This window comes from Citrobacter sp. XT1-2-2 (assembly GCF_023516235.1).
Lineage (GTDB): Bacteria > Pseudomonadota > Gammaproteobacteria > Enterobacterales > Enterobacteriaceae > Citrobacter > Citrobacter werkmanii.
The window spans coordinates 4,424,606-4,436,349 of sequence record NZ_CP097324.1 but is presented as its reverse complement, the minus strand read 5'-3'; the positions used below and the strand labels follow the sequence as shown (position 1 = coordinate 4,436,349).

Below are 11,744 nucleotides of genomic sequence, written 5' to 3'. Positions count from 1 at the left end.
AATTTTGATCCTATGATAAGTCTCTTTGTTTTTGGGGCTGAAGCGATGCATAAGTAGGCAACGACAGCCGAACGGTTGATAAAAGCAGGTGGGGTACATGAAAACAATCAGGTTGACCATGGCGCAGGCTTTGGTGCGCTTTCTTGATAATCAGTACATCGACGTAGACGGCAGCGAAATCAAATTTGTAAAAGGGATTTTCGCCATTTTTGGCCACGGGAACGTCGTCGGATTGGGACAAGCGCTGGAAGAGGACTGTGGCCAACTTAGCGTTCATCAAGGACGTAACGAACAGGGAATGGCGCATATCGCGACGGGATTTGCCCGCCAGATGCGTCGCCATCAAATTTATGCCTGCACCTCCTCAGTGGGGCCGGGGGCCGCCAATATGATCACCGCAGCGGCGACCGCGACGGCTAACCGTATTCCACTGCTTTTGCTGCCGGGCGATGTGTACGCATCGCGTCAACCCGACCCGGTTTTGCAACAGGTTGAACAAGAACACGATCTGACGCTGAGCACCAATGACGCTTTCCGTGCAGTTAGCCGCTACTGGGATCGCATTACGCGTCCGGAACAGCTAATGAGCGCCTGTATCAGCGCGATGCGGGTGTTAACCGATCCGGCGGATACGGGGGCCGTGACGCTTTGCCTGCCACAGGATGTGCAGGGCGAAGCTTGGGATTATCCGGATTATTTTTTCGCTCGCCGGGTCTATCGTCTTGAGCGTCACGCGCCGACGGAGCCGATGCTGAACGAGGCGGTTACGCTGATTTGCCGCCACCAGCGGCCGCTGATCGTTTGCGGCGGGGGCGTGAAGTATTCGCAGGCTGAAGAGGCGCTGCTGAGATTTGCCGAACGCTGTCATCTGCCGATTGCTGAAACCCAGGCTGGCAAGGGAGCGCTCAGTTCTGCACATCCGCTGATCGTCGGTGGGATTGGCGAAACCGGTTCACTGGCGGCGAATTTGCTGGCGCAGGAGGCCGATCTGATTATCGGTGTGGGGACGCGTTATACCGATTTCACCACCTCCTCAAAGTGGATCTTTCAGAATCCCGACGTGCGCTACTTGAATATCAACGTCAGCCGTTTCGATGTCTTCAAGCTGGATGGCATACAGATGCAGGCTGATGCTCGCGTCGCCCTGACGCAGCTTAGCGAACGGCTGGCCCATGAGCATTATGCTTCGCAATGGGGTGAGACTATTCACCGCGTCCGCTCGCAATATATAGCGGAAGTTGAGCGCGTCTATGCTGTGGAATATTGCAGAGAGGGCTTTAAACCTGAAATTGAGGATCATATGGATACTCAAAAGGTGTTTGAAGAGTTTAATGCGATTACGCGGTCGTGGCTGACCCAGACGCGTGTGCTGGGTGTGCTTAACCGGATGCTGCCGGAAAACGCGTTAGTGGTGGCGGCGGCGGGCAGCCTACCGGGCGACCTCCAGCGCGTCTGGCAAAGCCGCGGCGAGAATGATTACCACGTCGAGTACGGCTACTCCTGTATGGGCTACGAGGTCAACGCCGCATTGGGGGCCAAGCTGGCGCAGCCAGAGCGCGAGGTGTACAGCTTCGTGGGTGACGGCTCGTTCATGATGCTGCACTCTGAGTTGGTCACTTCCGTCCAGATGGGGAAAAAGATCACCGTCATTTTGCTCGATAACATGACCAACGGCTGTATCAATAATCTGCAAATGGAACACGGTATGGACAGTTACTTTACCGAGTTTCGTTTCCATCAACAGGAGAGTGGTCGTCAGGAAGGCGGGTTTATCCCAGTCGATTTCGCTCGCATCGCTGAAGGGTATGGCTGTAAAAGCTATCGCGTCACTACCATTGGACAACTGCATGAAGCATTGGAAGATGCACGCAAACAGACCGTGAGCACGCTAATAGACATAAAAGTGCTTCCCAAAACGATGGTGCATAAATACCTGAGCTGGTGGCGCGTTGGCGGGGCGCGGGTATCCCGTAGCGAACGCATCCAGGCGGTGGCGCGTATGCTTGAGGAACATATTGGACAGGCTCGGCAGTACTGATTGACTTGCCGTCGTTCAGGTTGCTGAAGTGTGGTTATTTTTCTGCAACCTGAACGATGCAGTGTCCACGCATTGTTTGCTTTTCAGAACGGCAAAATAAAACGATCCGTTTTTCTCAGAATTACGAATGCTTTTCTTTTGCGGTTTAAAATTTACTATTCATGATATTAAGAGGTATGAATGAAAAAGCTTCGATGTGGTGTTATTGGCCTCGGCCGGGTAGGTAAAATGCATGTTGAGAATATGTATTTGCTGCCTCAATTAGATATTATCTGCGCCGCCGATTATTTTATTGAGGAGATGAGCGATTGGCTTTGTTCGGTAAATATAACTTCAGGGTATAAAAATTATCATGAACTTTTACAGCGTGATGATATAGAGGCAGTTTTTATTTTCACCTCAACAGACATGCACGAAGAGATTGTCATGGCGGCAGCGCAGGCGGGGAAGCACATTTTTTGTGAAAAACCGCTCAGTATGAATGAAGATGAGCAGGCCTCAATGGCGGTGCTGAGAAAAGTGAAAGAGAAGGGGGTGACTTTGCAGGTTGCCTTTAACCGCCGTTTTGATCCTCAGTTTCACGAGGTCTTTGAGCTGGTGCGCAGCGGCAAGATTGGTCGGCCCCAGATGATAAAAATTACCTCCCGCGATCCAGACCTGCTGCCCCATGATCTGATCAAACGTATTGGCGGTCTGATTTTTGACTTCACTATGCATGACTTTGATATGGCACGTTTTATGATGCAGGATGAAGTCAGCGAAGTCTACGTTAAGGGCAATACGCTGATTGATCCCAGCCTGAAAAATATTGATGACGTTGATACTCTTGCGGTGATGTTGACTTTCAGAAACGGCGGCTACGCACTCATTGATAACAGCCGTCGGGCGGTATATGGCTATGACCAACGGGTGGAGGTTTTTGGCTCAGAAGGGATGGCGTATGCGGATAACGTTAGTGAGTCGACGGTGAAAGTTTTCAACAGCCAGCACTGCGTAATGAAAAATCCCCTTCCTGATTTCACTGTCCGTTATCGCGAGGCTTACCGAACGGAAATATTACACTTTATAGATTCAGTCCTGCATCATACGCCAGTTGTCTGTACCGGCGAAGACGCATTATTGGCCCAGCGTATCGCTATTGCCGCGCAGCAATCATTAAAAAGTGGACTACCGGTGAAAATAGCAAGCGATATTTATCTTTAACTGCATCTGTTAATAATGAATAAACTCTCGCACTGAAAAGTGTGAGAGCTTTTCTATACCGAGGGTAATAAAATGAAAGAAATGCAGGCAACGCTGCCCCAGACATTTTATATAAAACCAGGTAAGTTTATCTGGAGTTACCTGGGAACATTTTTATTTATGTTGGGCGGCTGTATCGAGAACAGCTGGTTATCTGCCTGGTTAAATACGCAGGGATTTGATCAGTCTCATATAGGGCAGATTTTTGCCGGATATGGGATTGTGGTCGCGATCACCTCCTGGCTATCCGGTGTCTGTGTGGACGTTTTTGGTCCTAAAAAGGTGATGGTTACCGGTTTTATCGTCTATTTGCTGGCTTCCGTCGCGTTTCTGAACTTTGCGCTACCCAGCCATGATTTTAGCGCGATTCTCGTCACCTACATGCTGCGTGGCGTGGGGTATCCGCTGGTCTGTTACTCCTTCCTGGTACGCCTGACCATCCAGTTGGATAATCACCAGCAAGGGATCGGCACCTCGCTGTTTTGGGTGGTCTATAACCTAGGTTTTACTATCATTGGGCCAGTGGTGGCGGCGTCGTTAATTCCTGCGCTGGGGCACATCAACGTGATGTGGGCCGGGATGGGCGTTGCGCTGCTGGGGGTTCTCTTCATGCTGGTGCTGGAACGCAATGAATTTATTCTGAAGCCGCGAACGACGCCGGTCTTCAAAGAGTTATCTGCGGGTATCTCCATTATGTATGAACGGCCACGGATCGGCCTGGCGGTGATAGTCAAAACTATTAACGGTCTTGGCACCTATGGATTTGTTGTCGTATTACCTCTTTTCCTGCTGGATAAGCATTTTACGCTGGAGGAGTGGGCGAGCATTTGGGGGATTACCTTTATCTCTAACCAGGTCTTCAACATTATCTTTGGCTGGATGGGCGATAAAATTGGTTTTCGCCGAACCATCCAGATTTTTGGCAGCATCCTGACCGGTGTCGCTACGCTGATTGTTTACTGGGTACCGATGATATGGGGCCATAACTATGTCGCCTTTATGCTGGCAATGTGTTTGTGGGGGGCAGGGCTGGCTGGCTTTGTGCCGATGACGCCGCTGGTGCCGATGATGGCGCCGGATAAGAAGGGGGCGGCGAACTCGGCCGTGAACTTTGGTTCCGGCCTGGGGAATTTCGTTGGGCCCGCTCTGGTCTCCGTCCTGGCAGGGTTCGGCACCGGCGTGGTGATGTATACCATGGCGGGGCTCTATTTATTCAGCGGCATTCTGGTGCAATTTCTTAAAGTGCCTGGCGAGAAATAGTTTCAAATATTCTTCAAAAATCCCTTATAACCTGTGATGTTTATCACTAAATTAAACCGGTTTTTATCAAGATTGATAAAGCCGGTTTTTTCACCCTACGTTAAATTGTACTAACGAATTACGATTATTTACCCACTCATATGCGTTCAGGGAGAAAATAATGAATATCGAAAAAACACGGTTTTGTATTAACCGGAAAATTGCACCGGGTCTAAGCATCGAAGCATTCTTTCGACTGGTTAAACATCTTGAATTTAATAAAGTGGAATTGCGTAATGATATGCCGGGCGGCAGCGTTACTGATGACTTGAATTATAATCAGGTACGTAACCTGGCGGAAAAGTATGGACTTGAAATTGTCACAATTAATGCAGTCTATCCCTTCAACCAACTGACCGATGAGGTAGTAAGAAAAACGGAAGAATTATTACGAGACGCGCAGGGAGTTGGCGCGCGGGCATTAGTGCTTTGTCCGCTGAATGACGGAACGATTGTGCCGCCGGAAGTTACGGTTGAGGCAATAAAACGACTGAGCGATCTCTTTGCTCGGTATGATATTCAGGGGCTGGTTGAACCTTTGGGGTTCCGCGTAAGTTCGCTGCGTTCTGCCGTCGAGGCTCAGCAACTGATCCGGGAAGCAGATTCCCCCTTTAAGGTTTTGCTGGATACCTTCCATCATCATCTATACGAAGAGGCCGAAAAAGAGTTTGCGTCACACATTGATATTTCCGCTATCGGTCTGGTGCATTTGTCCGGTGTGGAAGACACCCGACCAACGGAAGCATTGGCTGATGAGCAGCGTATTATGCTGAGCGAAAAGGATGTGATGCAGAACTACCAGCAGGTGCAGCGCCTGGAAAATATGGGATATCGCGGTATTTACGCTTTTGAACCTTTTTCTTCCCAGTTGGCTTCCTGGAGTGAAGCGGAAATAGAGGAACAAATTAATCGCAGCGTGTCATTGCTGTTGCAATGAGGCAGCTAATATCCAGGTGATCGTTTTTCAGTTTCCGCAGCGTGGTACTTACAATGAAAATTGCTTTTGATGTCGATGTTATTAAACATTTACCCATTACACAAATGGTACGGCAGGTTTCCGAGTGGGGATATAAATATATTGAGCAGTCGCCGCACCCACGTATTAATCCGTTTTATAAACATCCTAAAGCCGGTCGCGAAACAATGCAGGAATATAAACGCGCCTTGCAGAACTACGGTGTGGAAATCTCGTCATTTATTGTGGTTTATCGTTGGTCCGGCCCTGATGAAGAGCGTCGGCGCGCCGCGGTAACCAACTGGAAGCGGATGATTGAGATTGCCGTTGATATGGGCGTACAGGTGATTAATACCGAGCTTTCCGGGACGCCGGATGAGCCGGAGATTTGTGAAGAGATGTGGTATCGCTCCATGGAGGAACTGCTGCCGATCGTGGAACGAGAGGGAATTCGAATCGAAATTCAGTCTCACCCTTGGGATTTCTGCGAACTGAACGATGAGACGGTCGACATGGTGCAGTCTTTGCGTAGTGATAATGTGACCTATCTGTACAGCGCACCGCATGGCTTTTTTTACGATAAAGGACAGGGCGACGTCGCAAGGATGCTGAACTATGCCGGGGCCGAACTTTCGCATGTTCTGCTGGCAGATACGCACAACCACACGCTCCCCTGCCGCTACATCATGAATCCGCCAGGCGTGAATGCGACGATTCATCAGCACATCGGGCTGGGAGAAGGTGAGGTCGATTTTGAAGCGCTATTCCGGACGCTGCGCAACATGGATTTTGCAAACCGCACGTTTAAGGTGGGCGGTGAGGCAATTATCACCACGTCGCTGTTTGGTTACCCTGAAAAAATGAGTGTTCAGGCGGTGGAAACGCGCGAGCGGATCGAGCGCGAGCTACTCGGACGTTAAAAACGCGTGGATTTGCCTGTACCGCGCCACAGGCTGGCGCGGTCATTTGCGGCAATTACCCTGAAATTACGCCTCGTTTTCTGCCAGTTCACGCAGGTACTGGAAAATCTGACGCGCTGATTTCGGCGGCTTGTTGCCCGCTTTTTCTTTCCTGGCGTTACGCACCAGAGAACGCAGTTGCTGACGGTCGGCGTCAGGCCACAGGTTCATCACTTCTTCGATGGCTTCATCGCTGCCATCAACCATACGGTCACGCAGTTGCTCCAGCTTATGGAAGACAACAACCTGCTGGTTGTGACGGTTTTTCAGCTTGTCCAGCGCCTGACGGATAGGATCAACATCGCGCTGGCGCAACATTTTGCCAATCAGCTGCAGCTGGCGGCGGCGACCTTCCATCTTAATGCGCTGGGCCAGCTCAATGGCGGCACGTAAATCCGCGTCGAGCGGGATTTTATCCAGCGCGTTTTTCCCCAGTTCTACCAGTTCCACACCCAGGCGTTTTAACTCCTCGGCGTCACGTTTTATTTCACTTTTACTGACCCAGATAATTTCATCGTCTTCGTCTTCGATGTCATCACCGGGAACGTCGTCGAGCCAGTCTTCGGGCTGCTTAGTCATGTCAGGCTCCTTAAAAAAAGAGGCTAATGTTACCAGTTAAGATGCGCACTGAAAAACGGTTCTCTGTTAGACTTCAGAGAAACTCTCTCTACATTATGGCATTTGCGATGAAAGTAATCTCACAAGTTGAAGCGCAGCGTAAGATTCTGGAAGAAGCGGTCTCGACGGCTCTGGAATTAGCGTCAGGTCAGTCGGATGGCGCGGAAGTCGCTGTTAGCAAGACCACGGGTATTAGCGTCAGCACCCGTTATGGTGAAGTGGAGAACGTAGAATTCAATAGCGATGGTGCGCTGGGGATTACGGTTTATCACCAGAACCGTAAGGGCAGCGCATCCTCCACCGATTTAAGCCCGCAGGCGATTGCCCGTACCGTGCAGGCCGCGCTGGACATCGCTCGTTACACCTCGCCGGACCCATGCGCGGGCGTGGCAGATAAAGAACTGCTGGCCTTTGATGCGCCCGATTTGGACCTGTTCCACCCCGCGGACGTTTCCCCTGACGAAGCTATCGAACTGGCTGCTCGTGCTGAACAGGCGGCGCTGCAGGCTGATAAGCGTATCACCAATACCGAAGGCGGCAGCTTTAACAGCCACTATGGCATCAAAGTGTTTGGCAACAGCCACGGCATGCTGCAGGGCTACTGCTCCACGCGTCATTCCCTTTCCAGTTGCGTGATCGCGGAAGAAAATGGCGATATGGAGCGTGATTACGCTTACACCATTGGCCGGGCGATGGGCGATCTGCAAACGCCGGAATGGGTAGGGGCAGACTGTGCGCGCCGTACCTTATCGCGCCTGTCTCCGCGTAAGCTTTCCACCATGAAAGCGCCGGTTATTTTCGCCAATGAAGTGGCGACCGGACTGTTCGGACACCTGGTCGGCGCGATTGCTGGTGGCTCTGTATATCGCAAATCCACTTTCCTGCTGGACTCGCTGGGCAAACAAATTCTGCCGGAATGGTTGACCATTGAAGAGCATCCCCATCTGCTGAAAGGGCTGGCCTCCTCGCCATTTGACAGCGAAGGCGTACGCACAGAGCGCCGTGACATTATTAAAGACGGCATTTTGACCCAGTGGCTGCTGACCAACTACTCTGCCCGTAAGCTGGGGCTGAAGAGCACCGGTCATGCGGGCGGGATTCACAACTGGCGTATTCCTGGACAAGGTCTAAGCTTCGAGCAGATGCTCAAAGAGATGGGCACGGGCCTGGTGGTGACCGAGCTGATGGGGCAGGGCGTAAGCGGCATTACCGGCGATTACTCGCGCGGCGCGGCGGGCTTCTGGGTCGAAAACGGCGAAATTCAGTATCCGGTGAGTGAAATTACCATCGCCGGTAACTTAAAAGAGATGTGGCGTAATATCGTCACCGTCGGCAACGATATTGAAACGCGCAGTAATATTCAGTGTGGTTCAGTCCTGTTGCCGGAGATGAAGATCGCCGGGCAATAAAACCCGTCATACTTCAAGCTGTGGCGTGAATTATTGAGGGCATCTGGCGTTTGTTTATTTTTGAATAATAAAAAAGGAAGTGAGCAATGCGTAAACACCTGTTAGCGATCGTCGCAGCTTCAACGCTGATTCTTGGTTCTTCTGCGTTTGCAGCCGATCTTGAAGACGATATGGGGATCCTCAACGACAACCTGAAAATCGTCGAAAAAACGGATAATGCGACTGAGCTGAAAGACGCGTTAACCAAAATGCGTGCAGCCGCGCTGGACGCGCAAAAGGGAACGCCGCCGAAGCTGGAAAACAAATCCCCGGACAGCCCGGAGATGAAGGATTTCCGCCACGGCTTTGACACGCTGATCGGTCAGATCGACGGCGCATTGAAGCTGGCGAACGAAGGTAAAGTCAAAGAGGCGAAAGCCGTTGCGGAAGACCTGAAAAAAACACGCAACGAAAACCACAAGAAGTTCCGTTAATTTGCTCTATCCGGCCTGCAAATCGTAGGCCGGATAAGACGCCAAAGGCTATCCCCGTCACATTTTTTCAACTTTAGAGTTAGAGAAGTCATTCGCCGAACTGGCTGTTTTCTGCTCATCTCTTGCGATGCCCGTCACAGTTTCCCGCCACTAAAGCGCAAATATCGCCTTTTCTGCGGCATAGATCACTATCGCTGCGCCTCTTTCCACTTCGAAGTGGAAAACAACTCGCTACAAACTTTTAACCCCCGCCGCTAATTTACCCTCAGAGCCATTAGTGGGGTAAGACGAGTGAATAACGGAGCTGTAATGAATGACATGGGGGAATCGGTTGAACTGGCCGACCGCATGCTGGCGCAAGTGTATGCCTTGCTGCGTGAACGCCACATTATTCCCAACGCTGTACAGGAACAGATGCTGACGTCGCATGTTCGCGCCATGGCGCACCGCTCGGTAACGGGTGAACCCTTACCAGAAGTCGATGCCAGCTTGTTTGATGAAATATCTGCCGAATCAATGGCGCTTGCCCGCGACGTGGTCGCTGAGTTTGGCAATCTTCCTGAGGAAGAGGCCTGGCTGCTGTCGGTGCACTTCGAAGTCGCGAAAGACAACCTTTAAGGAGCAAAAGATGGATCAAATTACCGTAGTGATTGGCGATCGCCTGGGTAAAGGCCAGAAAGTGGCGGCAGGCGTTGAGAAAGCGGGTGGCCGCGCGGTCGTGGTGCCGGGTGTCGCGGCAGATATGAAGCTGGGCGATGTGATGAAAGCGGAAAACGCCACCTTTGGGATCTCGTTTTGCGGCAGCGGCGGGGCGGGCGCGATTACCGCGCAAACCAAATATGGCTACAAGGCGAAATATGGCATGCGCTCGGTCGATGAAGGGGTAACCGCCATCAACGAAGGCTGCAACGTGTTGGGGTTCGGTTTTATGGACAAAGAAGAACTCGGCGAGCGCCTGGTACAGGCGTGGCAAAAGAAATACGGCGCTTAAGCATGAAAGAGCAATTCACCACCACGGTGAGAGTCACGGGTAAGGGGGAGGCGAAAGCGCGCGCCTTTGCCGACGCCCTGAACCACGTTCAGGCTGCGGTGATGAAAGCGTCCCCGCATATCTTACTGCGTATTGAGCCACAGGATGTGCAGGTTGTTCAAGCGCGTGAAACGGTGCGCAAAGAGGAGTTTTTGTTCCTCTTCCTGCGCCGGGAAAGACGCACCTTCAGCGTGGAGCTGGACGTGACCGTCAACGTGACTGCCATCAATCTCGACAAGGTGGATTTCGTTACGCAACGCTGATCTTTTATTAAAAGGCATAATTATGTTCCTGATAATATTAATAAAATCGCTCATCATCGGCGGCCTGGTTGGCGTCGGTGTCGGCGCTGGGGCTGCACGCATGTTTCATGCGCCGACCACTCAAGGGATGGGCGCGTTTCGTACTCTGGGAGAACTGAATTCCTGTGAAGGGGATCCGGCTTCTCACTTCTCATTCGGTCTGGGCTTTTTCTTTAACGCCTGGGCTTCTTCCGTTGCCGCAGGGGCGTTCACGCAGGACGTCGACCATCGCATCATCCCCAACTGGGGGGCCGCCGCGCTGATGATCAAAAATCGCAACGTTGGTGAAACGCTGCACGATCCTAAGCGCATGGCGATCGCCTGCGGTGTTATCGGCATGATTGTCGTGACCTTCCTGAACCTCACCGCGTCATCCGTACCGGAAGCGCTACAGGTTACTGCCGTTAAGGTGCTGGTGCCCGCGGCAAACCTGCTGGTCAACACCGTGATGCCAGTGATCTTCTGGCTGGCGGCGATTGATGCCGGCAAGAAATCCGGCTTCTGGGCTACCGTTTTTGGCGGCGCGGCGCAGTTAATTATGGGTAACGCCGTCCCGGGTCTGGTTCTGGGCATTTTGATCGGCAAAGGTGTTGAAGAGAGCGGCTGGAACCATGTGACGAAAGTGATGATGGTGGCTATCGTCGCGCTGTTCGTCCTGAGCGGCTTCTTCCGCGGCTTCGACATGAAGATGATCGAATCCTTCCATCTGACCGTGCCTGACTGGTTGGAACTTATCCATAACTCGCTCAGCGGTAAATAACGGAGGCCATCATGGAACAGAATAAAGGTTTTTGGTTCGCCGACTGGTCGTTCCCGATCTTCGTTGGCCTGCTCTCATCCGGCGTGTTTGCCGGAACGCACATGTACTACCTGTACGGTATCGGCGCATTCAACGAAGTGGCGTTCGTGGCGATGTTGAAAGCGGGAATGGACACCGGCTCCTACGGGGCGGTAGCGGCATTTGGCGCCAGCTTCCTGTTTGCCCGCATCATTGAAGGTTCGCTGGTAGGGATTCTGGATATCGGCGGGGCGATCCAGACCGGGGTCGGGTTAGGCGTTCCGGCGCTGCTGTTGGGCGCGGGAATTATCTTCCCGGTCGCCAACTTCGCTGCCTCGCTGGTCACCGGTCTGGTGATTGGTCTGGCGATTGGCTACATCATCATTCTGGCGCGTAAGTTCACCATCAATCAGAGCGACTCAACCTACGGAGCGGACGTGATGATGGGAGCCGGTAACGCTTCCGGTCGCTTCCTCGGTCCCTTGATTATCCTCAGCGCGATGACGGCCTCTATTCCGATTGGCGTGGGTTCGCTGCTGGGTGCGCTGCTGTTTTATATCTGGCAAAAACCGATCACCGGCGGGGCGATTCTCGGCGCGATGATCCTCGGTTCCATCTTCCCGATTGCGATTAGCTAACTG

At 52.1% G+C, this 11,744-nt stretch carries 13 protein-coding genes; 12 read left to right on the top strand and 1 reads right to left on the bottom strand.

The annotated features are described in order from the left end of the window. Nucleotides 1–97 precede the first annotated feature (97 nt). From iolD to iolH, 5 genes are all read left to right on the top strand, one after another. Nucleotides 98–2,038 (top strand): 3D-(3,5/4)-trihydroxycyclohexane-1,2-dione acylhydrolase (decyclizing), encoded by a 1,941-nt coding sequence (iolD, locus tag M4I31_RS21100; RefSeq protein WP_085048437.1) that lies wholly within the window; start codon nucleotides 98–100, stop codon nucleotides 2,036–2,038. Nucleotides 2,039–2,218: 180 nt separating this feature from the next. Further along, the gene (gene iolG2 / locus M4I31_RS21095) at nucleotides 2,219–3,241 is read left to right on the top strand and encodes a D-chiro-inositol-2-dehydrogenase IolG2 (RefSeq protein WP_085048436.1); all 1,023 of its coding nucleotides are present in this window, start codon (nucleotides 2,219–2,221) and stop codon (nucleotides 3,239–3,241) included. Nucleotides 3,242–3,313: 72 nt separating this feature from the next. Beyond that, a complete protein-coding gene (locus tag M4I31_RS21090; RefSeq protein ID WP_085048435.1) occupies nucleotides 3,314–4,540 on the top strand; it encodes an MFS transporter in 1,227 nt (408 codons plus the stop codon). Between the two features lie 160 nt (nucleotides 4,541–4,700). Further along, the gene (gene iolI2, locus M4I31_RS21085) at nucleotides 4,701–5,516 is read left to right on the top strand and encodes a 2-keto-myo-inositol isomerase IolI2 (RefSeq protein ID WP_085048434.1); all 816 of its coding nucleotides are present in this window, start codon (nucleotides 4,701–4,703) and stop codon (nucleotides 5,514–5,516) included. 53 nt (nucleotides 5,517–5,569) lie between these two features. Then, nucleotides 5,570–6,454 (top strand): sugar phosphate isomerase/epimerase IolH, encoded by an 885-nt coding sequence (gene iolH, locus M4I31_RS21080; RefSeq protein WP_085048433.1) that lies wholly within the window; start codon nucleotides 5,570–5,572, stop codon nucleotides 6,452–6,454. A 66-nt stretch (nucleotides 6,455–6,520) separates the two neighbouring features. On the opposite strand, the gene yjgA is transcribed toward iolH, so the two are convergent. Then, entirely contained in the window at nucleotides 6,521–7,072 is a 552-nt protein-coding gene (gene yjgA / locus M4I31_RS21075) for a ribosome biogenesis factor YjgA (protein ID WP_038636638.1), read from the bottom strand. 95 nt (nucleotides 7,073–7,167) lie between these two features. Between yjgA and pmbA the strand changes: the two genes are divergently transcribed. From pmbA to M4I31_RS21040, 7 genes are all read left to right on the top strand, one after another. Next, a complete protein-coding gene (gene pmbA, locus M4I31_RS21070; RefSeq protein ID WP_085048432.1) occupies nucleotides 7,168–8,520 on the top strand; it encodes a metalloprotease PmbA in 1,353 nt (450 codons plus the stop codon). Between the two features lie 86 nt (nucleotides 8,521–8,606). Continuing rightward, nucleotides 8,607–8,993: a cytochrome b562 gene (gene cybC, locus M4I31_RS21065; protein WP_038636643.1), complete on the top strand. Its 387-nt coding sequence runs from the start codon at nucleotides 8,607–8,609 to the stop codon at nucleotides 8,991–8,993. 309 nt (nucleotides 8,994–9,302) lie between these two features. Continuing rightward, nucleotides 9,303–9,611 carry a PRD domain-containing protein gene (locus M4I31_RS21060; RefSeq protein ID WP_016151467.1) on the top strand — a complete coding sequence of 103 codons (309 nt, stop codon included), beginning with the start codon at nucleotides 9,303–9,305 and terminating at the stop codon, nucleotides 9,609–9,611. 10 nt (nucleotides 9,612–9,621) lie between these two features. Next, nucleotides 9,622–9,984 (top strand): SFCGS family glycine-rich protein, encoded by a 363-nt coding sequence (locus M4I31_RS21055; protein WP_038636646.1) that lies wholly within the window; start codon nucleotides 9,622–9,624, stop codon nucleotides 9,982–9,984. A gap of 2 nt (nucleotides 9,985–9,986) precedes the next feature. Continuing rightward, the gene (locus M4I31_RS21050; RefSeq protein WP_085048431.1) at nucleotides 9,987–10,286 is read left to right on the top strand and encodes a DUF4312 family protein; all 300 of its coding nucleotides are present in this window, start codon (nucleotides 9,987–9,989) and stop codon (nucleotides 10,284–10,286) included. Nucleotides 10,287–10,308: 22 nt separating this feature from the next. Next, complete coding sequence (locus M4I31_RS21045; protein WP_006686375.1) at nucleotides 10,309–11,085, top strand: DUF4311 domain-containing protein; 777 nt, start codon at nucleotides 10,309–10,311, stop codon at nucleotides 11,083–11,085. Between the two features lie 11 nt (nucleotides 11,086–11,096). Continuing rightward, a complete protein-coding gene (locus M4I31_RS21040; protein WP_038636652.1) occupies nucleotides 11,097–11,741 on the top strand; it encodes a DUF4310 family protein in 645 nt (214 codons plus the stop codon). Nucleotides 11,742–11,744 lie beyond the last annotated feature (3 nt).

What these genes read in the sequence shown, in the direction of transcription:
- M4I31_RS21055 (WP_038636646.1), top strand. Translation starts at nt 9,622, where the DNA reads ATGGATCAAATTACCGTAGTGATTGGCGATCGCCTGGGTAAAGGCCAG.
- M4I31_RS21050 (WP_085048431.1), top strand. Translation starts at nt 9,987, where the DNA reads ATGAAAGAGCAATTCACCACCACGGTGAGAGTCACGGGTAAGGGGGAG.
- iolH (WP_085048433.1), top strand. Translation starts at nt 5,570, where the DNA reads ATGAAAATTGCTTTTGATGTCGATGTTATTAAACATTTACCCATTACA.
- iolG2 (WP_085048436.1), top strand. Translation starts at nt 2,219, where the DNA reads ATGAAAAAGCTTCGATGTGGTGTTATTGGCCTCGGCCGGGTAGGTAAA.
- yjgA (WP_038636638.1), bottom strand. Translation starts at nt 7,072, where the DNA reads ATGACTAAGCAGCCCGAAGACTGGCTCGACGACGTTCCCGGTGATGAC.
- M4I31_RS21060 (WP_016151467.1), top strand. Translation starts at nt 9,303, where the DNA reads ATGAATGACATGGGGGAATCGGTTGAACTGGCCGACCGCATGCTGGCG.
- iolI2 (WP_085048434.1), top strand. Translation starts at nt 4,701, where the DNA reads ATGAATATCGAAAAAACACGGTTTTGTATTAACCGGAAAATTGCACCG.
- M4I31_RS21045 (WP_006686375.1), top strand. Translation starts at nt 10,309, where the DNA reads ATGTTCCTGATAATATTAATAAAATCGCTCATCATCGGCGGCCTGGTT.
- M4I31_RS21090 (WP_085048435.1), top strand. Translation starts at nt 3,314, where the DNA reads ATGAAAGAAATGCAGGCAACGCTGCCCCAGACATTTTATATAAAACCA.
- iolD (WP_085048437.1), top strand. Translation starts at nt 98, where the DNA reads ATGAAAACAATCAGGTTGACCATGGCGCAGGCTTTGGTGCGCTTTCTT.
- pmbA (WP_085048432.1), top strand. Translation starts at nt 7,168, where the DNA reads ATGGCATTTGCGATGAAAGTAATCTCACAAGTTGAAGCGCAGCGTAAG.
- M4I31_RS21040 (WP_038636652.1), top strand. Translation starts at nt 11,097, where the DNA reads ATGGAACAGAATAAAGGTTTTTGGTTCGCCGACTGGTCGTTCCCGATC.
- cybC (WP_038636643.1), top strand. Translation starts at nt 8,607, where the DNA reads ATGCGTAAACACCTGTTAGCGATCGTCGCAGCTTCAACGCTGATTCTT.